This is a genomic window from Saccharothrix sp. ST-888 (genome assembly GCF_000955975.1).
Classification (GTDB): domain Bacteria; phylum Actinomycetota; class Actinomycetes; order Streptomycetales; family Streptomycetaceae; genus Kitasatospora.
In genome coordinates this window covers 19,494-40,923 of sequence record NZ_JYJF01000061.1, presented here as the reverse complement: position 1 = coordinate 40,923, position 21,430 = coordinate 19,494, and the positions used below count along the sequence as shown (strand labels likewise).

General features: G+C 72.3%; 26 protein-coding genes. 17 read left to right on the top strand and 9 right to left on the bottom strand.

All coding sequences use genetic code 11. From position 1 onward, the window contains the following. The 10 genes from UK12_RS43400 to htpX form a co-directional block, all read left to right on the top strand. Positions 1 to 233, top strand: a 233-nt coding sequence (locus tag UK12_RS43400; RefSeq protein ID WP_045304383.1) for an NADH-quinone oxidoreductase subunit B, incomplete at its 5' end; no start/stop codon positions are given. Beyond that, positions 230 to 1,363, top strand: a complete 1,134-nt coding sequence (locus UK12_RS19830; RefSeq protein ID WP_045304382.1) for an NADH-quinone oxidoreductase subunit C — start codon at positions 230 to 232, stop codon at positions 1,361 to 1,363. The genes UK12_RS43400 and UK12_RS19830, both read left to right, overlap by 4 nt. Beyond that, a complete protein-coding gene (locus UK12_RS19825) occupies positions 1,360 to 2,319 on the top strand; it encodes a complex I subunit 1/NuoH family protein (RefSeq protein ID WP_045304381.1) in 960 nt (319 codons plus the stop codon). Before UK12_RS19830 ends, UK12_RS19825 begins: the two co-directional genes overlap by 4 nt. Then, positions 2,319 to 2,897: a NuoI/complex I 23 kDa subunit family protein gene (locus UK12_RS19820; protein WP_045304380.1), complete on the top strand. Its 579-nt coding sequence runs from the start codon at positions 2,319 to 2,321 to the stop codon at positions 2,895 to 2,897. The genes UK12_RS19825 and UK12_RS19820 overlap by 1 nt, the downstream gene beginning before the upstream one ends. Continuing rightward, complete coding sequence (locus UK12_RS19815) at positions 2,894 to 3,571, top strand: NADH-quinone oxidoreductase subunit J family protein (protein ID WP_082119769.1); 678 nt, start codon at positions 2,894 to 2,896, stop codon at positions 3,569 to 3,571. Before UK12_RS19820 ends, UK12_RS19815 begins: the two co-directional genes overlap by 4 nt. 6 nt (positions 3,572 to 3,577) lie before the next feature. Further along, positions 3,578 to 3,946, top strand: coding sequence for an NADH-quinone oxidoreductase subunit NuoK (nuoK, locus tag UK12_RS19810; protein WP_045304379.1), 369 nt, complete (start codon positions 3,578 to 3,580; stop codon positions 3,944 to 3,946). Next, a complete protein-coding gene (locus tag UK12_RS19805) occupies positions 3,943 to 5,973 on the top strand; it encodes an NADH-quinone oxidoreductase subunit 5 family protein (RefSeq protein ID WP_045304378.1) in 2,031 nt (676 codons plus the stop codon). Before nuoK ends, UK12_RS19805 begins: the two co-directional genes overlap by 4 nt. Before the next feature lie 55 nt (positions 5,974 to 6,028). Continuing rightward, on the top strand, positions 6,029 to 7,615 hold the full coding sequence (locus tag UK12_RS19800; protein WP_045304377.1) for a complex I subunit 4 family protein: 1,587 nt from the start codon (positions 6,029 to 6,031) through the stop codon (positions 7,613 to 7,615). Positions 7,616 to 7,618: 3 nt separating this feature from the next. Further along, a complete protein-coding gene (locus UK12_RS19795) occupies positions 7,619 to 9,247 on the top strand; it encodes an NADH-quinone oxidoreductase subunit N (RefSeq protein ID WP_231591295.1) in 1,629 nt (542 codons plus the stop codon). A 127-nt stretch (positions 9,248 to 9,374) separates the two neighbouring features. Continuing rightward, a complete protein-coding gene (gene htpX / locus UK12_RS19790) occupies positions 9,375 to 10,238 on the top strand; it encodes a zinc metalloprotease HtpX (RefSeq protein ID WP_045304376.1) in 864 nt (287 codons plus the stop codon). Between the two features lie 7 nt (positions 10,239 to 10,245). Here the strand turns inward: htpX and UK12_RS19785 are convergent, their stop codons facing one another. The 5 genes from UK12_RS19785 to UK12_RS19765 all read right to left on the bottom strand — a co-directional run bounded on the left by UK12_RS19785 (position 10,246) and on the right by UK12_RS19765 (position 14,310). Beyond that, positions 10,246 to 10,701 (bottom strand): DUF7144 family membrane protein, encoded by a 456-nt coding sequence (locus UK12_RS19785; protein WP_045304375.1) that lies wholly within the window; start codon positions 10,699 to 10,701, stop codon positions 10,246 to 10,248. Positions 10,702 to 10,812: 111 nt separating this feature from the next. Beyond that, positions 10,813 to 11,160 carry a hypothetical protein gene (locus UK12_RS19780; protein WP_156178814.1) on the bottom strand — a complete coding sequence of 116 codons (348 nt, stop codon included), beginning with the start codon at positions 11,158 to 11,160 and terminating at the stop codon, positions 10,813 to 10,815. A gap of 65 nt (positions 11,161 to 11,225) precedes the next feature. Then, positions 11,226 to 11,873: a hypothetical protein gene (locus UK12_RS19775; protein WP_052682008.1), complete on the bottom strand. Its 648-nt coding sequence runs from the start codon at positions 11,871 to 11,873 to the stop codon at positions 11,226 to 11,228. Positions 11,874 to 11,938: 65 nt separating this feature from the next. Further along, positions 11,939 to 12,514 (bottom strand): TerD family protein, encoded by a 576-nt coding sequence (locus UK12_RS19770; protein WP_045304373.1) that lies wholly within the window; start codon positions 12,512 to 12,514, stop codon positions 11,939 to 11,941. A gap of 212 nt (positions 12,515 to 12,726) precedes the next feature. Further along, the gene (locus tag UK12_RS19765) at positions 12,727 to 14,310 is read right to left on the bottom strand and encodes an LCP family protein (RefSeq protein WP_045304372.1); all 1,584 of its coding nucleotides are present in this window, start codon (positions 14,308 to 14,310) and stop codon (positions 12,727 to 12,729) included. A gap of 317 nt (positions 14,311 to 14,627) precedes the next feature. Here UK12_RS19765 and UK12_RS19760 point away from each other — a divergent pair, with 317 nt between their 5' ends. From UK12_RS19760 to UK12_RS19750, 3 genes are all read left to right on the top strand, one after another. Further along, on the top strand, positions 14,628 to 15,035 hold the full coding sequence (locus tag UK12_RS19760; protein ID WP_045304371.1) for a BlaI/MecI/CopY family transcriptional regulator: 408 nt from the start codon (positions 14,628 to 14,630) through the stop codon (positions 15,033 to 15,035). 259 nt (positions 15,036 to 15,294) lie between these two features. Further along, on the top strand, positions 15,295 to 15,687 hold the full coding sequence (locus UK12_RS19755) for a YccF domain-containing protein (RefSeq protein WP_197085005.1): 393 nt from the start codon (positions 15,295 to 15,297) through the stop codon (positions 15,685 to 15,687). 279 nt (positions 15,688 to 15,966) lie between these two features. Next, the gene (locus tag UK12_RS19750; RefSeq protein WP_045304369.1) at positions 15,967 to 16,170 is read left to right on the top strand and encodes a cold-shock protein; all 204 of its coding nucleotides are present in this window, start codon (positions 15,967 to 15,969) and stop codon (positions 16,168 to 16,170) included. 114 nt (positions 16,171 to 16,284) lie between these two features. Here the strand turns inward: UK12_RS19750 and UK12_RS19745 are convergent, their stop codons facing one another. After that, positions 16,285 to 16,764, bottom strand: a complete 480-nt coding sequence (locus tag UK12_RS19745; protein WP_269432033.1) for a DUF5994 family protein — start codon at positions 16,762 to 16,764, stop codon at positions 16,285 to 16,287. A 338-nt stretch (positions 16,765 to 17,102) separates the two neighbouring features. Between UK12_RS19745 and UK12_RS19740 the strand changes: the two genes are divergently transcribed. Together UK12_RS19740 and UK12_RS19735 are read left to right on the top strand one after the other, a co-directional pair. Next, positions 17,103 to 18,005, top strand: coding sequence for a phytoene/squalene synthase family protein (locus tag UK12_RS19740; protein ID WP_052682007.1), 903 nt, complete (start codon positions 17,103 to 17,105; stop codon positions 18,003 to 18,005). Between the two features lie 173 nt (positions 18,006 to 18,178). Next, positions 18,179 to 18,541 (top strand): nuclear transport factor 2 family protein, encoded by a 363-nt coding sequence (locus UK12_RS19735; RefSeq protein WP_045304367.1) that lies wholly within the window; start codon positions 18,179 to 18,181, stop codon positions 18,539 to 18,541. Here the strand turns inward: UK12_RS19735 and UK12_RS19730 are convergent. Further along, positions 18,477 to 18,968, bottom strand: coding sequence for a DUF2254 family protein (locus UK12_RS19730; protein WP_197085002.1), 492 nt, complete (start codon positions 18,966 to 18,968; stop codon positions 18,477 to 18,479). The two genes, UK12_RS19735 and UK12_RS19730, sit on opposite strands and share 65 nt — an antisense overlap. A 63-nt stretch (positions 18,969 to 19,031) precedes the next feature. Then, complete coding sequence (gene mug / locus UK12_RS19725) at positions 19,032 to 19,592, bottom strand: G/U mismatch-specific DNA glycosylase (RefSeq protein ID WP_045304365.1); 561 nt, start codon at positions 19,590 to 19,592, stop codon at positions 19,032 to 19,034. 122 nt (positions 19,593 to 19,714) lie between these two features. Between mug and UK12_RS19720 the strand changes: the two genes are divergently transcribed. Together UK12_RS19720 and UK12_RS19715 are read left to right on the top strand one after the other, a co-directional pair. Continuing rightward, the gene (locus UK12_RS19720) at positions 19,715 to 20,188 is read left to right on the top strand and encodes a hypothetical protein (RefSeq protein ID WP_045304364.1); all 474 of its coding nucleotides are present in this window, start codon (positions 19,715 to 19,717) and stop codon (positions 20,186 to 20,188) included. 117 nt (positions 20,189 to 20,305) lie between these two features. Continuing rightward, the gene (locus UK12_RS19715; protein ID WP_045304363.1) at positions 20,306 to 20,800 is read left to right on the top strand and encodes a hypothetical protein; all 495 of its coding nucleotides are present in this window, start codon (positions 20,306 to 20,308) and stop codon (positions 20,798 to 20,800) included. A gap of 68 nt (positions 20,801 to 20,868) precedes the next feature. On the opposite strand, the gene UK12_RS19710 is transcribed toward UK12_RS19715, so the two are convergent. Then, a complete protein-coding gene (locus tag UK12_RS19710) occupies positions 20,869 to 21,357 on the bottom strand; it encodes a YajQ family cyclic di-GMP-binding protein (RefSeq protein ID WP_045304362.1) in 489 nt (162 codons plus the stop codon). Positions 21,358 to 21,430: the final 73 nt, after the last annotated feature.

Below are 21,430 nucleotides of genomic sequence, written 5' to 3'. Positions count from 1 at the left end.
GCGGCCCCTACTGGGACTCGTACTCCGTCACCAAGGGCGTGGACCAGATCATCCCGGTCGACGTCTACGTGCCCGGCTGCCCGCCGCGGCCGGAGGCGCTGCTCCAGGGCATCCTCAAGCTGCAGGAGAAGATCGCGGCCGAGTCGCTGCCCGCGCGGTACGCGGCACCCGCGTCCGCGCTGCGCCGTCCGCTGGTCCCCGGGCCCGCGCAGACGCCGGAGGGCGAGAAGTGATCCCCCGCAGCGCTGACGAGGTCGCGGCCGCGATCGGTGAGTGGGCCACCGCCGCCGAGGCGTACGAACTGCTGACCGTGGACGTCCCCGCCGAGCACTGGATCGAGGCGCTCACCACCGCCCGGGACGTGCTCGGGCTCGGCTTCTTCGACTGGCTGAGCGCGGTGGACGAGCTGGCCGACGGCTTCTCGGTCGCCGCCCACCTGGCCGCGCCCGGCGAGCCGGGCGTACGGCACCTGGTGGTGCGGACCCGCATCCCGCGCGGGGCTGCCGCGCTGCCGACCGCCGTCGAGGTCTACGCCGGTGCCGCCTGGCACGAGCGGGAGACCCACGAGATGTTCGGCATCGACTTCACCGGCCACCCGCACCTGGTCACCCTGCTGCTGCCGGACGGCTTCGAGGGCCACCCGCTGCGCAAGGAGTTCGTGCTGGCGGCCCGCGTCGCCAAGGACTGGCCCGGCGCCAAGGAACCGGGCGAGAGCGACCACGGCGGCGGCCCGGCCCGGCGCAAGATGCAGCCCGCCGGAGTGCCCGACCCCAACGAGTGGGGCCCGCTCAAGGGCACCCTGCCGCCCGCCGCCGAGCGCCCGGCCCGCGCCGCCCGAGGGCCGCGCGCGGCTGCGGGCGCCGCTGCGGCGGCCGGTGCCGCCGAGGGCGGGCCCGCCGTGCGGGCTGATCGGCCGCGTCGGACCCGCAGCATCAGTGAGGGTTCGGTCAGCCAGGCGGGGGAGGGCGCCGCGGTGGCGCCGGCCGCTGCCGAGGGTGCGGCGGCCGAGGGTGCGGCCGTCGAGGGTGCCGCGCCGATCCGGGCGGATCGGCCGCGTCGGGCGCGGAGTGTGAGCGAGGGCTCGGTCAGCCAGGCCGGGGAAGGTGCGCCGACCGAGAAGCCGGAGGCGCCCGCGCGTTCCGGGGTGGCCCGTACGCAGTCCTCGGACGCTCCGTGGCACGCCCCGGTCCCGGCCACGGGACCCGAGCCTGCCCCGGAAGCCCCGGTGGCACTGCCGTCCGCTGAGGGGAGTCCGGCCGAGGGGCCAGCCGAGAGCCCTGACCAGAAGCCTGCCGACAGGCATGCCGACAAGCCTGGCGACAAGCCCGCCGACCAGCCCGCTCAGAACGGAGACAGCGCATGAGCCTGCTCGACACGCTGCTCCGCTGCGTCGCCGTGGTGGTCGTCTTCCTGACCTTCCCGCTGATCATCGGCCAGACCGAGCACAAGGTGATGGCCCACATGCAGGGCCGCCTCGGCCCGATGTACGCGGGTGGTTTCCACGGCTGGGCGCAGCTGGTCGCCGACGGCGTCAAGTTCGCGCAGAAGGAGGACGTGGTCCCGCTCGACGCGGACCGCAGGGTCTTCCAGCTGGCTCCGGCCGTCGCGCTGCTGCCGTACATGCTCGTGCTGCTGGTCATCCCGGTCGGTCCGGAGGGCTTCGTCGGACAGGCGGTGGACGCCGGTCTGATCTTCGTACTCGCGGTGATGGGCATCGGCGTGCTCGGCTCGCTGATGGCCGGCTGGGCGTCCGCCAACAAGTTCTCGCTGCTCGGCGGTCTGCGGACGGCCGCTCAGCTGATGTCGTACGAGCTGCCGATGCTGCTCGCCGCCGCCTCGGTGGCGATGGCGGCGGGCACGCTCTCGCTGCCGGGCATCCTGGGTGCCTTCCACTGGTGGTGGGTGCCGTGGCAGCTGATCGGCGCGTTCGTCTTCTTCACGGCCGGCCTGGCCGAGCTGCAGCGTCCGCCGTTCGACATGCCGGTGGCCGACTCCGAGATCATCTTCGGCGCGTACACCGAGTACACCGGGCTGCGCTTCGCGTTCTTCCTGCTCTCCGAGTACGCGGGCATCCTGGTGATCTCCGCACTGACCGCGGTGCTCTTCCTGGGCGGCTGGCACGGCCCGATGCCCGAGAGCCTAGGCTGGCTGTGGACCCTGCTCAAGACCTTTGCACTGGCCTTCGTGGTGATCTGGCTCCGGGTCACCTACCCCCGCCTGCGCGAGGACCAGCTGATGCGTTTCGCGTGGACCTGCCTGATCCCGCTCGCGCTGCTCCAGCTGGCCATCACCGGCGTCGTCAAGGTGGCGATCTCCTGATGAACATTCCAGGCAGTGGTCTGGCCAAGGGCCTGGCCGTCACGCTGCGGACGATGACCAAGCGGTCGGTCACCGCGCAGTACCCCGAGGTACAGCCCGAGCTGCCGCCGCGTACCCGTGGCGTGATCGCGCTGCTGGAGGAGAACTGCACGGTCTGCATGCTCTGCGCCCGTGAGTGCCCCGACTGGTGCATCTACATCGACTCCCACAAGGAGACGCTGCCCGCCGCCGAGCCGAACGCCCGCGCCCGCACCCGCAACGTGCTGGACCGCTTCGCGATCGACTTCTCGCTCTGCATGTACTGCGGCATCTGCATCGAGGTCTGCCCGTTCGACGCGCTCTTCTGGTCGCCCGAGTTCGAGTACGCGGAGACCGACATCCTGGAGCTGACGCACGAGCGGGACCGGCTGCGGGAGTGGATGTGGACGGTGCCGCCGCCGCCCGCGCTCGACCCGGCGGCCGAGGACCCCAAGGAGATCGCCATGGCCCGAAAGGCCGCCGACAAGCTGGCCGCCGCAGCCGAGGCCGCGGCGGCGGAGGCTGTCGCGGCCGGGCCTGCCGGGGGTGAGCCCGCATGAGTCTGCTGGCTGCTGCCGGTTCGCTGGACCCGGCTGCCCGGTCCTTCCTCTCGCCGACCGGCGTGGAGATCGTCTTCCTGCTGGTCGGCCTGGCGGTGCTGGGCTCCGCCGTGATCTCGGTGACGACCAGGCAGCTGGTGCACGCCGCGCTCTGGCTGGTCGTCGCGCTCGGCGGACTGGCGATCGAGTTCCTGCTGCTGACGGCCGAGTTCGTCGCCTGGGTGCAGGTCCTGATCTACCTCGGCTCGGTGGTCGTCCTGGTGCTCTTCGGGCTGATGCTCACCAAGGCGCCGATCGGCCGTTCGCCCGACGCGAACTCCGGCAACCGCTGGGTGGCCCTCGGGGTGGCCCTGGCGGCCGCGGGCACCCTGGTCACCCTGGTCGTGGACGCCTTCCGGACCTCCTGGGTCGACCTGGGCGCCGGCGGTGGCAGCACCAGGGTGACCGGCGAGTACCTGTTCCGGTACTGGGTGCTGCCGTTCGAGGCGCTCTCGGTGCTGCTGCTGGCCGCGCTGGTCGGCGCGATCGTGCTGTCCCGGACCGGCAAGGGACGCGTGCCGAAGCCGCGCGCCGGGAAGCTCCGCGCGGGCAAGCCGGTCGGTACCAACGGCCGGGCCGCCAGTGCCACCACCGCGCGGCCCACCGCCTCGACGCCCCCCGTGCAGGAGAGCTGACCGCCGATGCACCTCGTGTACCCAGCCGTCCTGGCCGCGCTGCTGTTCAGCGTCGGCGTCTACGGCGTGCTCGCCCGGCGCAATGTCGTCCTGGTGCTGATGTCCGTCGAGCTGATGCTCAACGCCGTCAACCTGAACCTCGTCGCCTTCGACGCCTGGCTGCGCGACTCGCTGCACGCCGGGCAGGCGCTCACGCTCTTCACCATCACCGTCGCCGCCGCCGAGATCGGCCTCGGTCTCGCCATCGTCCTGCTGGTCTTCCGGACCAGGGGGACGGCGGACATCGACCGGCTCACGGCGCTCGGCGACCCGAACGAGGACGCCCCCGAGAGCGCCCCGGAGGCCGCCGTGCAGAACGACAGGGCCGTCGCATGAACCTCGCCCTCCCTGCCCTGGTCCCGGCGCTGCCCGCGCTCGGTGCGGCCGCGATCCTGGCCACCGGCCGCCGCGCCCCCGGCTTCGCCCGGCCGCTGGCCATCCTGCCGGTGGCCGCCTCGGCCGTGCTCGCCCTGGTCGTCGCCCTCCAGCTGGGCACCGGCCAGAGCCTGGACGCCGCCACCCGGCTCACCCCGACCGGCGGCCCCGACATCTCGCTCGCCATCCACCTGGACGGCTTCACCTCACTGATCTCCCTGCTGGTCGGCCTGGTCGCCACCTGCGTGCAGGTCTACTCCACGGCCTATCTGAAGGGCGACCCGCGCTACCCCTCGTACGCGGCGCTGGTCTCGCTCTTCACCGCCGCGATGTTCCTGGTCGTGTACTCCGGCGACCTGATCGTGCTGCTGGTGGGCTGGGAGATCATGGGCATCTGCTCGTACTTCCTGATCGGCCACCACTGGGAGAGCGCCGATGCCCGCTCGGCCTCGCTCAAGGCCTTCCTGGTCACCAAGCTGGGTGACGTCCCGTTCCTGTTCGGGATCTTCCTGCTCGCCGGGGACGCCGGGACGTTCCGGATCAGCGGTGTGCTGGAGGCGGCGGCCGGCGGAAAGCTCGGCCACCCGACCCTGATCGCGCTGCTGCTGCTCGCCGGGGTCGCCGGCAAGAGCGCGCAGTTCCCGCTGCACACCTGGCTCCCCGACGCGATGGCCGGTCCGACGCCGGTCTCCGCGCTGATCCACGCCGCCACCATGGTCGCCGCCGGTATCTACCTGGTCGCCCGGCTGCTGCCGGTCTTCCTGCTCTCCGGTGCCGCGCTGCTGGTGCTCTCGGTGATGGCGGCCGTCACGATGGTCGGGTCCGCCCTGTGCGCGCTCGCCCAGGACGACCTCAAACGGGTGCTCGCCTACTCGACCGTCGGCCAGCTCGGCTACATGGCCGGGGCGCTGGCCAGCGGGGACCGTGACGCGGCCGTCTTCCACCTGGTCAGCCACGGCGCCTTCAAGGCGCTGCTGTTCCTCACCGCCGGTGTGGTGATCCACACCGCGCACACCAACTCCATCTCGGCCATGTCCCGGATGCCGGGCCTGCGCAGGCGCGTCCCCGACGCCTACTGGACGATGGGCATCGCCCTGGTCGCCCTGGTCGGACTGCCGCCGTTCGCCGGGTTCTTCAGCAAGGAGGCGGTGCTCACCGCCGCCGAGCACGCCGCGACCGGCGAGGCCCTCACCAACGGACTGGGCCCGGCCTCGGCGGTGCCCTGCGCCGCCGGGTGGATCGTGCTGGTCTCCGGCGCGCTCACCGCGCTGATCACCGCCGCGTACGCCACCAGGCTCTGGCTGGTCGCGTTCCACTCGCCGGCGGCCGCGGCCGCCCCCGCCGCCCCGGCGGTCGAGCAGGCGGGCGGCCGGGCGGACGGCCACGCCGCAGGCGCGCCGTACTCGCCCGAGATCGACGAGGCCGACCCGACGCAGCCCGAACCGCCCGCCATGCGCTGGCCGCTCTGGGTGCTCGCCGTCCCGACCATGGGGCTCGGCGTCGCCGGACTGCGCTCCGACTGGCTGCCCAGCCTGCTGGACGGCGGCTCGCTGCGGCCCTCCACCGGCACCGCCGTGATCGGCACCGGCCTCGCCCTGGCGGGGATCCTGATCGCGTACGCCGCCTGGAGCTCGGCCAACGCCCGCGCCGCCCGCACGGCGCCCGCCGAGCCGGCGCCGGCCCCGGTGGGCGCTCCCGCCGCCGACCCCGGGCGGACCCTGCTCGGCCCGCTCTTCGGCCCTGCCCAGCAGGGTTTCCACCTGGACCGGCTCTACAGCGTGCTCTTCGTCCGTCCGACGGTCGCAGCCGCACAGCTGGTCCGTTTCCTGGACCGCGAGGTCGTCGAGACCTACGTACGCGGCGCGGGCGGCAGCGCCAACCTGCTCGGCCGGCTCGTCCGGCTCGCGCAGAACGGCAACGCGCAGGCCTATCTGAGCGCCCTGCTCGCCGGTGTCGTCCTGCTCGCCGTCCTGGTGGCGGTCGGCTGATGACCCGTACGCCCTCCTCCTCCCCGTCCACCGCAGCACGCCCTTGGAGCCCCCGATGAACGCAGTCCTCATCGCCCTCCTGCTGCTGCCGCTGCTCGGTGCCGTCGCCACCCTCGCGCCGCTGGGCACCGACCCGCAGGCCGCCGACCGGCGTGCGCTGCGGCTCGGGGTGGCGGTCACCGGTGCCGTCCTGCTGCTCACCGTCGTACTCGCGGTCGGGTTCGACCACGGCGCGCCGAGCCGGATGCAGGCCGTCACCGACCTGCGCTGGATCCCGGCCATCGGCGTCCGGTTCCACCTCGGGGTGGACGGCATCTCGCTGCCGCTGATCGTGCTCACCGCCCTGCTCACCTTCCTGTGCGCGGTGTACTCCACCAAGCGCCTTCCGGACGGGGAGGGCACCCCGAGTGCCCGCTCCTTCACCGGGCTGCTGCTGCTCCTCGAAGTCGGCATGCTGGCCACCTTCGCGGTGCTCGACCTGGTGCTGTTCTTCGTGGCCTTCGAGATCGTGCTGATCCCGATGTACTTCCTGATCGCCCGGTGGGGCAGCGGGCAGCGGGTGCCCGCCGCGAACCGGTTCATCCTCTACACGCTGCTCGGCTCCGCCGTGATGCTGCTCGGCTTCCTGCTGATCGGCGCCCAGGCCGGCACCTTCGACATGACCGAGCTCGCCGCCGCCCACGGCAGCGGACTCAGCCACACCACCCAGGTGATCGCCGCGCTCGCCATCGTGGCCGGCCTGGCGGTGAAGGCCCCCGCCTGGCCGCTGCACAGCTGGCTCCCGGACGCGCACACCTCGGCCCCCACCGTCGGCTCGGTGCTGCTCGCCGGTGTGCTGCTGAAGATGGGTACGTACGGCCTGGTCCGGATCCTCCTCCCGATCGTGCCGGACGGCACCGCCACCTTCGCCCCCTACCTGGGCGCGCTGGCGGCCGTCGGCATCGTCTACGGCTCGCTGGCCTGCCTGGCGCTGGCCCGCCCGGGCGCCAAGGGCGACCTCAAGCGCCTGATCGCGTACTCCTCCGTCGGCCACATGGGCTTCGTGCTGCTGGGCATCGCCTCCCTCACCCCGGTGGGCGTCAACGGCGCGCTCTTCGCCAACATCGCCCACGGTCTGATCACCGGCCTGCTCTTCTTCCTGGTCGGCGCCGTCAAGGACCGCTACGGCACCGCGGACCTGGACACGCTTGCAGGTACCACCGGCGCGGCCCTCTACGGCCGGGCACCGCGGATCGGCGCACTGCTCGCCTTCGCCGCCGTCGCCAGCCTCGGCCTCCCCGGGCTGGCGGGCTTCTGGGGCGAGCTGCTCGCGATGTTCGGAGCCTTCGACCCGGCCGCCGGGCTGTCCCGCCCCGCCTTCGTGACGTACATGGTGATCGCCGGCCTCGGCACCCTCCTCACCGCCGGATATCTGCTGCTCGTGGTCAAGCGGGTCTGTATGGGCGACCCGTCCGCCCCGCCCGCCGGCGGGCCGGAGGGCGCCGGGCAGCCCGCCCCGGTCGCGGAGATCCCCGACATCCGTCCGTACGAGGCCGTCAGCTGGAGCCCGCTCGCCGCGCTCACCCTGGTGGCCGGGCTCTGGCCCGCCCTCCTGCTCGGCCTGTCCGACCCCGCCGTCAAGCACCTCCTCGGAGGTGGCTGACCGATGCCCGGCACCCTGCTCGGCTCTCACCTCCTCCTGGGGCAGCCCGCCATGACCTCGCCCGTGCCCGCCGTGACCTCGATGGCGACCAGCACCTCGCTGGCTTCCGCCGCCCCGGGCAGCTTCGTCCAGTCGATCGACTGGGTGGCCATCGCACCCCCGCTGATCGCCGCCCTGGCCGCGCTGGGCGTGCTGCTCGCGGACCTCTTCCTCCCGGCGGAGCGGAAGAGGGCCCTCGGCTGGCTCTCCGTCGGCGGACTCGCCCTCGCGCTCATCGCACTCCTCCCGCTGGCCCACGGTGACGCTCGGTCGACCTTCTGCCTGCGGAACGTAGCAGGGGCCACTGGCAACGCGGCGCTGAGCAGCGGGGCCTGCTCGTACGTCGCCGACCACTTCACGCTGGCCTTCCAGCTGCTGGCGCTCGGCGGCGGGCTGATCGCGGCGCTGCTCTCCGTCCACACCGTGGACGAGGAGAAGCTGCCCGGCGGCGAGTACTGGTTCCTGCTGCTCAGCAGCGCCACCGGGGCCGCCCTGCTGCCCGCCTCCCGGGACCTGGCGACGCTGATCATCGCCCTGGAGGTGGCCTCGCTGCCCGCCTTCGCGCTGGTCGGCCTGCGCCGGGACGGCCGGGGTGCCGAGGCCGCGCTGAAGTTCTTCCTCTCCTCGGTCACCGCGACGGCCGTGATGCTGCTCGGCGTCAGCTTCGTCTACGCCGCCACCGGCAGCCTGCACCTGTCCGCCATCGCCGACGGTCTGGCCCACGCCCCGGCGCAGCTCAAGCCGCTGGCCGAGGCGGGCGCCGCGCTCACCCTGGTCGGCTTCGCCTTCAAGGTCGCCGCCGTCCCGTTCCACTTCTGGCTGCCCGACACCTACACCGGTGCGCCGATCCCGATCGCCGGCTACCTGTCGGTGGTCGGCAAGGCCGCCGGTCTCTCCGGCCTGGCCCTGGTCACCACGATCGCCTTCCGTCCGTACGGCCACACCTGGGGCCTGGCACTGGCCGTGCTCGCCGCGCTGACCATGACGGCGGGCAACGTGGCCGCGCTGCGCCAGCGCGGCGGCACCCCGCACAGCGCGGTCCGGCTGCTGGCCTGGTCCTCGGTCGGCCAGGCCGGCTACCTGCTGGTCCCGCTGGCCGCCGCCGGGTACTCCGAGGCGGCCGAGCCGATCGGCGCCACCGTCGTGTACGCGCTGATCTACGGGGTGGTGAACCTCGGGGCCTTCGCCGTGGTCGCCGCGGTCAGCCGCAGCACCGGCAGCCGGCTGGACGACTACGCGGGCCTGTTCGCCCGCCGCCGCTGGACGGCGCTCGCGCTCGCCTTCTTCCTGCTCTGCCTGGCCGGTCTGCCCCCGGGCATCGTCGGCCTGTTCGGCAAGGTGGTGGTCTTCCGGGCGGCCGTGGACGCCGGTCTCGGCTGGCTGGCCGTGGTGATGGCGGTGAACGTCGTGATCGCGCTGTACTACTACCTGGTCTGGACCGCCAAGCTGTTCGCCCCGGCGGAGCAGCCGGTCACCGAGCGGCGGCTGCCGGCCCCGCTGGCGGCCACGCTGGGCTTGACCGCCGCCGTCGCGGCCGTGCTCTCGGTGGCCCCGCAGCTGGTGCTCCAGGTGGCCGGAGGCAGCCTGTTCTGAGGCGGCGCACGGCCCGGGCGGGTGCCCGGCGGGTGCACAAGGGAACGAACTCGGCGCATCCCGCCGTTGATCTCACCAGAGGGATGTGAACCGAAGGCTTCCCACCGCACCACTTGGAGGGCCTGCCGTGCACCGCCAGCACAACGGGTTGAGAACGGCCGCGCTGCTCGGCGGCCTGTCCGCACTGATCCTGGTGATCGGCAGCTTCTTCGGGCGTACCGGTTTCGTGCTCGCTCTGCTCATCGCCCTCGGTACCAACGCGTACGCGTACTGGAACAGCGACAAGCTGGCCCTGCGCGCGATGCGGGCCCGCCCGGTGAGCGAGATCGAGGCGCCGCAGCTGTACCGGATCGTCCGTGAGCTCTCCACCTCGGCCCGCCAGCCGATGCCCCGCCTGTACATCTCGCCGACCCCGGCGCCGAACGCCTTCGCCACCGGCCGCAACCCGCGCAACGCCGCGGTCTGCTGCACCGACGGGATCCTGCAGCTGCTGGACGAGCGAGAGCTGCGCGGGGTGCTCGGCCACGAGCTCAGCCACGTCTACAACCGGGACATCCTGATCTCCTCGGTGGCCGGGGCGCTGGCCTCGGTGATCATGTTCCTGGTGAACTTCGCCTGGCTGATCCCGTTCGGCCGCAGCGAGGACGACGACGGGCCCGGCCTGTTCGGGATGCTCGCCATCATGATCCTGGGCCCGCTCGCCGCCACCCTGATCCAGCTCGCCGTCAGCCGCTCCCGCGAGTACCAGGCCGACGCGGACGGTGCCAGGATCACCGGCGACCCGCTCGCCCTGGCCGGCGCCCTGCGCAAGCTGGAGCTGGGTACCCAGCGGCTGCCGCTGCCGCCCGAGCCGCAGCTCCAGACGGCCAGCCACATGATGATCGCCAGCCCGTTCCGTCCGGGCGAGGCCGGGGCCCGGCTGTTCTCCACCCACCCGCCGATGGCCGAGCGGATCGCCCGCCTGGAGCGGATGGGTGGCTACCACCGCTGAGCGCAGGTCAGGCGCTGGTGGAGTGGTAGAGGCAGAGCGCCCAGAGGATGAAGGCGTCGATCGCGATCACCACCAGTGACCAGAGCGGGTAGTACGGCAGGAAGATGAAGTTCAGCGCCAGGCCGACGGAGACCACCAGGATGGCGAGCACCCGCCCCCAGGCGGCGCCCTTGACCACGCCGTAACCGACTGCCGCGATGACCAGGCCCCACACGATGTGGATCCAGCCCCAGCCGGTCAGGCTGAACTCGAAGGTGTACTGCCGGGTGGTGACGTAGACGCTGTCCTTGGCCACCGCCACGATGCCCTGGAGAATCCCCAGTAACCCGTTGACCAGCATCATCACCCCGGCGAACAGCACCACGCCGGTGACGATGCCCGCACGGTCCGGCCGGTGCGAGCCCCCGCCCTGGGCGGGGGCCGGGCCCGACGGGTCGTGGAGCGGACCTGAAGCCTGGGACATGGCTGCCTCCCTGCTGCTGTGGACGATTCAACAGAAATGATTCGTCCGTCATCTACAGCCTGGGAGGCCGCCGCGACCTCGCAACTTGTCGGGCCGAAGCGGCCTGCGGCACTACCGCCGGCGGAAGATCCGCTTGAGCGCGAACACGATCGCGACGATCAGGCCGATCGCGAAGAGGACGATCAGCAGGATCACCACGATCACCGCGATGCCGAGCTTCTTGAAGAAGCCGCCCTTCTTCTTGGTGCTCGTGCTGTTCTTGCTCTTGGCGAGCTGCCGGGTGCCCTGTTCCGCCTGGGCCTGGACCTGGGCGGCGGCCGCCGGGGCGGCAGCGGCGGCGGGTGCGGCGGCGACCGCACGGACCGTCACAGGGGCGGCCTGGGCCGCGGTCTGCTGTCCCATCAGCAGCGCGGCCAGCAGCAGAGCGGGCACGGCCCCTGCGATACGGCGTATGTTCACGGTCGGGTCCTCCGGGTCTTTCGAGTGGTTCGGCGGGCCGGCTGCTCGACCGGCCCGGCCCGAGGCTACTGGAGCCGGAGGCGGAGGAAGGGCAGCAGTCCCCGCTCCAGCAGCGCCGTCCGCCAGGCCTCGCGGGCCTGCCTGAGCTCCTCGGACCGGCCGCCGCCCGGCAGCGCGTCCGACTGGGCGGCGCGGCGCCGGGCGGCGGTGGCCAGCAGGCCGCAGACCCCGGCGACGACGCAGACCCCGGCGACCACGACCGCCGCCCAGCCCGCGGTGAGCAGCGAGTCGGCCAGGTGGCGCTGGGACTTGGCGAGTCCCAGCGCGTACCCGAGGAGCAGCAGGATTCCCGCGGCGGTGACGGTGAGGAGGGGGACCAGGACGGCCAGCACGCCCATCAGGCCGCCCGCCCGGTCCTGGTCGATGCCGCGGGGGTCGCCGGACCCTGCGGGCCCGGCGGCATCCGAGCTGCCGCGGATCCGCAGGTACTCCAGGTACTCGTCGGCGGCGGCCGCCGCGATCTCGCCGGTGGCCGTGCGGGCGAGGAGCCGGAGCTGCTCGGTGCACAGGTGCGGGTTCCGCTGCAGCGCGTCCCGGATCTCCGGCCGGGCGAGGGCCTGCCGGAGGGTCAGTTCGAAGTCGGCCCGGTCCTGCTGGGGCAGCTGGGGCGGGTGGCTCAGCTGCGGCTGCGGCGGGTGGTGAAGTCGGTCCATGCGTTCCCCCGGGGTCTTGACTGGGAAGGGAGCGACCGTCGGCCTGTCCGGGCCCGCCGGTTCGCTCAGACGTTGACGCCGTAGTCGAGGGCGATGCCGCGCAGGCCGGAGGCGTAGCCCTGGCCGATGGCGCGGAACTTCCACTCGGCGCCGAGGCGGTACAGCTCGCCGAAGACCATGGCGGTCTCGGTGGAGGCGTCCTCGGTCAGGTCGTAGCGGGCGATCTCGGTGCCGGTGGCCTGGTCGACCACGCGGATGAAGGCGTTGCGGACCTGGCCGAAGCTCTGCAGCCGGGTGTCGGCGTCGTAGATGGAGACCGGGAAGACGACCTTGGCGGCCCCGGCCGGGATGGCCGTCAGGTCGACCTTGATCTGCTCGTCGTCGCCGTCCCCGCCACCAGTGAGGTTGTCGCCGCTGTGCTCGACCGAACCCTCGGGGCTGCGCAGGTTGTTGAAGAAGACGAAGTGCTGGTCGCTCAGCACCCGGCCGGCCTCGTTGCAGAGCAGTGCGCTGGCGTCGAGGTCGAAGTCGGCGCCGGTGGTGGAGCGGACGTCCCAGCCGAGGCCGACGATGACGGCGGTGAGGCCGGGGGCCTCCTTGGTCAGCGAGACGTTGCCGCCCTTGGAGAGCGTGACTCCCATGATGCCCCTCCTGGAGTTCCTGGCCTCGGTCCGGCAGGGGCGGACGTCGGCTGTGCTGCCGGCCGTGGTGCGGCCGGCTCGGTCAATGAATCTACATCACTGTAGATAAAGCGAGAATGCAACGAGGGGGAACAGTTTTGCCGGAGCTTGACGCGGCGTCGGTCCGGCCGGCTGACCGCCGATCAGCTGTCGGTCAGTCGTCCGGTCACCGATCAGCCGTACGACACGTTGCTGCACGGGTCGTCGTCGGCGGAGCGGGCCGCGCCGCTGACACTGGTCGGCAGCGGCCCCGACGGCACGGCCGCCGCGCTCGGCCCGCCCGCCGCGGCGAAGTCCCGGCCCAGGATCAGGCTGATGCCCGCGCGGCCGACCGCCGTCAGCCGGGCGCCGGGGAAGAGCCGGGCGACCGTCTCCGCCTTGGCCTTCTCGCCGGTGCCGTACTCGACGACGGTGGTGGCGTGGTCCTGGTCGGCCGCGTTCGCCTTGCCGGTGATCGTGAACTCGGCCCCCGCCAGCAGGTCGGCGGCCCTGTTGGTCAGGCCCGGCGTGGTGGTGCCGTTGTAGACGGCGACGCCGATGCCGGTCCCCTTCACGGCGGGCTGGGCGGACGGGCTCGGCGCGGCGTCCGTGGGCGGGGCGCCGGGGGCGCTCGGGGTGCCGCTGCTCGCGTCCTGGCCGTCCAGGGTGCGGTCGGCCCTCAGCGCGGCCCAGAGCTGGTCGATGTCGGGGTGCACCAGCGAGACCCGGGCGCCGCTGTACTGCCAGGGCGCCGTGAGGAACTTGATGTCGTGCAGGTCGATGTCCTTCAGCGACATCCCGAAGGAGAGCAGCTTGCTCGCCGAACCGAGCCCCGGGTCGACGGTCAGCGACTTGGTGGCCGCGTCGGCGAGCGGGAGCAGGTTGGTCGGGTTCATGCCGTTGCCCTTGACGCTCTTGATCAGCGAGGAGAGGAACGCCTGCTGACGCTTGGTGCGCCCGATGTCCGAGCCGTCGCCGATCCCGTGCCGCAGCCGTACGTAGTCCAGCGCCTGCTGGCCGGAGACCTTCTGCGGGCCCTTCGGGAAGAGCAGCTTGCCCTGGTGTCCGAGGTTGGGGTCGAGATCGCCCTCGTGCACGGCGTTCGGGAGGCAGACGTCCACCCCGCCGACCGCGCTGGTCATGGCCGCGAAGCCCTGGAAGTTGACGACTACGGTGTGGTCCACCCGCAGGCCGGTCAGCTTCTCGACGGTGTTCTGGGTGCAGGCCGGGTTGCCCTGGTCGCTGTCGCCGACCGAGAACGCGCTGTTGAACATGGTGTTGGACTGCGGCGCGGTCCACTTCCCGTCCGCCTTGCACGGGGGGATTTCCACCAGTGAGTCGCGCGGGATCGAGACGCCCACCGCGTGTTTGTGGTCGGCGTAGACGTGCAGAAGGATCGTGGTGTCCGAGCGCGCCCCGCCCTCGGCGCCGCCGCCGAGGTCCTTGTTGGCGCCGTCGCGGGAGTCGGAGCCGATCAGCAGCAGGTTCACCGGGGTGTTGCCGTTGGCGTCCGGGCCGGCCGCGGCCGGACGGTTCGCGCTGAGGCCGCCGCCGTCGAAGGTGTTGATGTTGGCGTTCAGCTTGTAGTAGATCCCGGCCGCCGCGAGGACCGCCAGCGATGCCGTCGCCGCACCCGCCCAGAGGACGATCTCCTTCTTGCTGCGCCGCCGCCCGGGGCCGCGCCCGGGCCGCGCCGCTTCGGGTATGGAGGGCTCGGCGGGGCGTTCCTCGGGTGCCGGACGGCTGCGTCGAGGTGTACGCGATTCCGGGGCGGTCATGCGCGCAACCTTTCACGGCGGGAGGGAGGAGGGGTCTCGCCGGTGCGGGGACGGACGCGGCGGCCTGGCCGTCACGACGCGTGGATGAGAGGGGCGGGCGAGCACGACGACGGGCCGCCCGGATCATTCTCTACAGTGGTGTAGAAGATGAGCGAAGCATACAAAGTCAACACGGTGAAGTCACCCCTGCCGGTTCCACCCGGAACCGGCCCGGGACAGCCCTGCGCACCGGCCGTCGGCCCGGGCCCGCTCAGTAGGATGAACACCGCGCCCCGGCCCGGCGGGGTGGCAGCAGCTGAGGGAGAGGTCGCGTCGCCATGGACGAGGAGCTGAACGCACCGGCGAGGGACCCCCGGGTGCGTCGCCGGGGACAGGGTGAGCTGGAGGCCCAGGTGCTCGCCGTCCTGCAGGGCTCGCCGGAGCCCGTGACCGCGGGCTGGGTCCAGGAGCGCCTCGACGGAGATCTCGCCTACACCACGGTGATGACCATCCTCTCCCGCCTGCACGCCAAGAGCGCCGTCTCCCGCACCCGGGCCGGCCGTTCCTATCTCTGGCTCGCCTCCTCCGGCCCGGCCGGGCTCGCCGCGCTGCGGATGCGCAGGGTCCTCGACAGCGAGGATGACCGTGATGCGGTGCTGGCCAGCTTCGTCAGCGCCCTCCTCCCACACGACGAGGACCTGCTGCGGGCCCTGCTCGACAGCGCATCGGACGACGGCGGGAGCTGAGCGACGCCGCCCGCCCGGCGCGGCTGGATTCCCTTGCGGCTGCCGGATGTTGACGGCGGAAGAACGTTCGGGGTGACTCGCCGGCCGCCGGTCGGACCGTGAACAGTGCCGTGGCCGACGTCCGGTCACGGGCCACCGGCGGGATCCTCGGGTGCTCCGCCGCGTCCGCCCGGGCTGCCCGGGCGGCTACCGGAGGAACCCGCGTGGGAGTGCTCGATTCAGCGGGGCGCCGCGTGGGAAACTGGTGGGTGTGAAGCTGATCGAATTCGTACTCAACATCCTCTGGCTGATCTTCTGCGGAATCTGGATGGCCATCGGCTATGCGCTCGCCGGGATCATCTGTTGCGTGCTGATCATCACCATTCCATTCGGTATTGCCAGCTTCCGTATCGCCGGGTACGTCCTGTGGCCGTTCGGGCGGACGACGGTGGAGCGGTCCGATGCCGGGGCGGGGTCGTTCGTCGGCAACGTGATCTGGTTCATCTTCGCGGGCTGGTGGCTGGCGCTGGCGCACATCGCGACCAGCATCCCGCTGTTCCTGTCGATCATCGGGATCCCGTTCGGCTGGGCGAACCTGAAGCTGATCCCGATCTCGCTGATGCCGCTGGGCCGCGAGGTCGTCCCGACGGACCAGCGCTTCGGCGGGCGCTGAGGCGGCAGAGCGCGGCGGGCGGCGCCCACTGCCCGGCCCCGGGGCGCCCCGGATCGAGAATTTTTCGAGCCGAACGCCATTTCCCTTGCCGGAGGGACTTTTCGTGCTACTCTGGCAGAAGTTGCAGTTTTGGTTCCCATGAAATTATGTGCGCCTGCAGGCTTCATTCCGCGGCGCATTTTCTTATTTTCGAGTCCGGGTTTCTTTGGACGGGTGATCAGGGCGACGACGCTTCGTCCCGCACAGTGCGGGGCGCTTGACTCACCCAAGGAGAAATCAATGGCTACGGGTACCGTGAAGTGGTTCAACGCCGAAAAGGGTTTCGGTTTCATCGCGCAGGACGGCGGCGGCGCCGACGTCTTCGCCCACTACTCCAACATCGCCGCGCAGGGCTTCCGTGAGCTCGTCGAGGGCCAGCAGGTCGAGTTCGACGTCACGCAGGGCCAGAAGGGTCTGCAGGCCGAGAACATCGTCCTCCTCTGACCTGACGCCGAGGTGCGCGGCCGTCTGAGCCGCAGCCCGTGGGGCCCGCAGCCGAGCTGCGGGCCCCACGGGCTTTTTCGCTGCCGCACGGGCTCTCCCGCGCCCCACTCGTCCTCAGCTCGCCGACGGTCCGTCCGGGGTCGGCCGGTCGACCGCCGCGAGCAGGTCGGCGGCCGTCGTGTAGTTGCCGGTGGACGCGGCGGCGGCCATCGCGGCGGCCGCGGTGCGCGGGTCGGTGCCGGGCGGCACGACGAGGAGCAGGAAGTGGTCCCGCAGGCCGCGGGTGAGGCTGATGGTGCCGTCGCTGCCGGCGATCCGGCTGACCTTGACCACCTGCCGGTCCGCCGTGACCGAGCGCGGGACGTCGGCCCAGGCCAGGGTGGAGAGGCCGACCCGGATGATGCGGCCGACATGGGCGCTGAGCGCGGTGATGAGGTCGGGGAGCTCGGAGCGGACATCGCGCGAGCGGGGCCACCAGGCGCCGTCGAACATCCCGGTCCGAGCCATCGACGGCTCCAGCGTCAGTCGCGGCAGTAGCGGAAGACCCGGTGCGACCCATGGGCCGGAGGGGGAGGAGGGGAGCGGAATCGGCATCATCGGGAGCCGCCCATCCGGTCCGTGGCGGACCGATCGTGACCCAGGGCGACACCGGTGCGGGTACCGGTATTCGACGTGTCCTCGGCTGCTGTCCACGGTACTCCGCAGCGGCTCGCGCCCTGCCGCGAGGAAACCGCGAGTAGCCCGGACGGTTCACCCGGCGGGTCGTCGTCCGGTCGCCGACGGCCCGGCGGCAGGTGGCCTCCACGGGCCCGCGCCCCGGGGGCCGGTGACGGGGTGTGGCCGAGTGCGGCCCACAGCGGCTGCCGGGGGCCTCGGCGCCGTTCGGTACGGTGAGGACGACCCCCCGTTCTGCCGAAGGAGAAGACACCGCCGTGCCCACCTGGCGCCGTACCCTGACCGCCGCCGGAATCACCGAGGCGCCGGTGCGCGCGGCCTACACCGCCGCCGCCCGGCGGGTGGTGCGGCGGGAGCAGGCCCCGTACCTGGCGCTGCGGCTGCTGGCGGAGCCCGCGCTGGTGCCGTACCTGGCGGCCGGGCTGGCGTTCATGAACCTGGTGGACGACGTGGCCGAGCGCGGCTCGGTCGAGCAACGGGCGGAAGGGCTCAGGGAGTTGAGCACCCGGACGTCCGAGGCGCTGTCGTCCGGGCGCAGCACGCATCCGGTGCTGGCGGCCTACGCGCACGCGGTGGCCGCCCGGCGCCTGCCGACCTCGTGGGTGTCGGCGTTCCTGGACGGGGCAGCCGGTGTCGAGGCGGCGTTCACCGGCTTCGACACGGACCGCGACTATCAGGCCTACCTGGACGACTACGCCTGCCCCGGCCTGCTGGTCTTCGCCGGGCTGCAGTACGAGGGCGGACCGGACGCGCGGGCCGCGGCCGGTTGGCGGCGGTTCGTGGACGCGGCGCAGCGGGTGGACTTCCTGGCCGACCTGGCCGGGGACCTGCGGGACGGTCGGCTGTGCATCCCGCGCGACCGGCTGGACCGGCACGGGGTCACGCGTGCTCAGCTGGAGCGGGGTGCCGACGGCCCGGCGGTACGGGCGCTGCTCGCCGAGCTGTGCGGGCAGGCGGGCGCCGCGCTCGACGGGGCCCGGGACGTGGTCGAGCTCAGCGTGCCGGGTCTGCGGCCGGTGGCGCGGGCGATGGCGGAGTTGATGGAGTGCCAGTTGCGGTCGGTCGAGCGCGCGGGGGCGCGGGCGCTCCGGCGGGACGTCGGGTACGGCGTGGTGGCGCCGCTGCGGGTGCTGGCGCGGGCGCGGCGGTCGTCCCGGTAGGCGAGTAGTCCGTCGGGGCGGGAGGCTGCTGCGGACGGCCCGGAGCCATGACCAGAAGTGCTGGTAAGCAGAAGATCCAGCTGTTGGACGTATGGCTGCCCAGGGGTGGAGAGTGGTGGTGCGGCGGGCCGGAAGGCAGTCGCCGCAAGGGAATCGACGGGGAAGGACGTCTCATGACCGACACCGCTGTGCAGGTGGCCGCCGCCTACTTCGAGGCCTGGCGGACGAAGGACTTCGCCGAGCTCCGGCCGCTGCTCGCCGACGACGTGACCTTCGAGGGCCCGCTCGGCCGGGCGGTGGGCGCGGACGAGTGCCTGAAGGGCCTGGAGGGGATGGGGCAGCTGACGGAGGACCTCGTGGTCCAGCGGATGGCCGGCGCCGGTACGGACGTACTGACCTGGTTCGACCTGCACACCAAGGTGACGGACCCGTTCCCGGTGACCAACTGGAGCCGGGTGGAGAACGGCCGGATCACCCGGGTCCGGGCCACCTTCGACCCGCGCGCACTGCTGGCCGCGCTGGAGCCACGCGACTGACCTGCCGCCTCGGGGGCGGGCTGAGCCGACTCAGAGCAGGCCGAGCCGGGCGGCGCGGGGACAGCGCGCGCAGCGCGATGTCGACCAGCTGCCGCAGCCCGAAGGCGGTGTCCTGCCGGAGGGTCCGCTCGGCGCCGATCCGGACGGCGCGGCGGAGCGCACGGGTGAGTCGCCGGTGGTCGTCCGGGGCGGTCGGGCCGGTGCCGTCCGCGTGCCAGGCGAGGGCGAGCGGGGTGACCCCGGCGACGACGTGCTCGCCCACCCGGGGCAGGACGGTGACGGTCAGGTCCTCGGCGGCGACCCGGCAGCAGCCGCCCACCCGCTCGGTCGGGTACGTCACCACGCCCGAACTCGCCCGCACCGTGGCCGTCCGGGCCCTGGTCCGGGAACTCCGCTCGGCGGAGCTCCCCAGCGGACTGGCCGCCACGGTCTGAACTCCCGGGCTGCGCGCCGGCCGAACTCCGGTGCGCCGCAAGGCCCGGGCTGAGCGTCAGTCGATGGGCGGCAGCGCCTCGCGCAGCGCACGGAACTCCGCCGCCAGGCCGTCCAGCGTGTAATGGGCGTTCAGGCCACTGGGGTTGGGCAGTACCCACACCTCGGTGTCACCGATCTTCACCTCCTGGCGTCCGATCCGGGCCCGTGGCCGGGCGAAGCCCGTCCGGTACGCGCCGATCCCCAGCACGGCCAGCACGTGGGGGCGGAGCCGTTCCACCCGCTCCACCAGTGCCGCACTGCCCTGCCGGTACTCCTCGGCGGTCAGCTCGTCCGCCTTGGCCGTGGTGCGGGCCACGACGTTGGTGATGCCGAGGCCCAGGGCCGTCAACTCCTGCTGCTCGTCCGGCCGGAGCCGGCGCGGGGTGAAACCCGAGCGGTGCAGCGCGGGCCAGAAGCGGTTGCCGGGCCGGGCGAAGTGGTGGCCGGTGGCGCCCGACCAGAGGCCGGGGTTGATCCCGCAGAAAAGCACCCGCAACCCGGGGGCGGTGACGTCCGGGATGGTGGTGTTCCGGGCGGCGGCGAGCTGCTCGGGGGTGGGTCGGATCAGGTCGGTCATCGGGCCAGTCTGCCGGGTGGGGCTTCGCCGTCGCATTCCCGGCACCGGGCAGAAGATCTAATAAATAGTCAGTTCGATTATTCTTGTGGCCCGGTATGCCGTAAGTAGCGCAGAATGACTGAGTGTCATACGAACTCAGAGCGCTGATCGCCTCGGTCGAACTGGCCAGTGTCGTGGCCGCGGAGGTCCGGCTCGCGCGGGCCGTGCGGCTGGAACAGGAACTGGCACTGATCCCGCTGACAGCCGAGCTGCTCGGCGTCCTCGACCAGCCCGAAGACGCCGTCGTGGCGGGTTTCGACTTCTTTCCCGGCGGTTTCGGCCGACGGCTCGGCGCCTGGTCCAAGGCCGGCCCGATCGCCTATGTCGAGGCCGACTACTTCGGCGGCCAGGGCAGTCAGCGGGGTGCCGTCTGGGTGGACGGAAAGATCGAACTCGGCCCGCTCGGCATCGTGGCCGGCGAGCCCTTCCCCGCCGAGGGCAGCCCGATATCGCAGGTGCTGCGCCGGCTCGGCGCCCACCATCCGTACGGGGAGGACGAGTTCGAGGCGGTCGGCCTCGGCCGGCACCGTCATCTGGAGGGCTGGCTGGGGCGCTGATCCGGGGGCCCGATGGCCAGGTCCCGGTGCGGCGGGGCGCGCCGCCATTCGGCGTACATTCCGTGTGCGAGCGGTGGCCGGGCGCCACGGGGTGCCCCAGCGTGTGGTGCGGGCGAAATGCCTGAACCCCACGGAAAGGAAAACGCACCTCATGCGCGCCACCGTGGTGGCGGCGAGCTGACCTCAACCCTTGCCCTGACCGCAGTCGCCACAGCGTCCGCCACCGTCGCCCGGGCAGCCGATGCCGCGAGTGCGACCACCCCCCGTCCCGCCACCGCAGCCGCCCTGCCCGCCGTCCCCGACACCAGGGGTCCGGACCTCCAGGGCGCCCTCGGCGGGGTACTCAACCTTGTCGACGGGATCGTCTCCTCGGCGTCGCCCACTGCGGGCCTGCCCGATCCGGCCGCCCTGCAGAAGCAGATCGCCGCCCTGCAGGCCGCGATCCAGGGCCTGCTCGGCAAGCTGTCGGCCTCGCCGGTGTCAGCGGTCCCGACGGTGCCGACCGCGTCGCTTCCCGGCGACGTCCCACGCCACCTGCAGCTGCCGTCCGGGACGCCGAGCGTCCTTCCGGCCCGTGCTCCGCTGCCCGCCCCCGCACCGTCCGGCGGCTGACCCAGGTACGCACCTCGGCCCCGGACCGTGCGGTCCGGGGCCGAGGCATGCGCCCGTGCGGTGCCGGGTCAGCGGTAGTTCACGAACTGGATCGCGAAGTCGAGGTCCTTGCCCTTGAGCAGCGCCTGGACCTCCTGCAGGTCGTCCCGGCTCTTCGAGGTGACACGCAGCTCGTCGCCCTGGACCTGGGCCTTGACGCCCTTGGGGCCCTCATCGCGGATGATCTTCGCGACCTTCTTGGCATCGTCCTGGGAGATGCCCTCCTTCACGTCCGCGAAGATCTTGTACTCCTTGCCGGAGAGCTGCGGGTCGGCCGCGTCCAGCGCCTTGAGCGAGAGCCCGCGCTTGATGAACTTGCTCTGGAGCACGTCCAGGATCGCCTTGACCCGCTCCTCGCCGTTGGCCTTCATCTCGATCTTCTCGCCCGACCGGCTGATCTCGGCGCCGACGTTCTTGAAGTCGAAGCGGGTGGCGATCTCGCGGGAGGTCTGGTTGATCGCGTTGTCGACCTCCTGCCACTCGACCTTCGAGACGATGTCGAAACTGGAGTCGGCCATGGTGTGTTGGTCTCCTTGATGCTCTGGCTTCACTAGTCCGCGCCCGCCCGCGCGGGGCAGGTGCCGCCCCAGC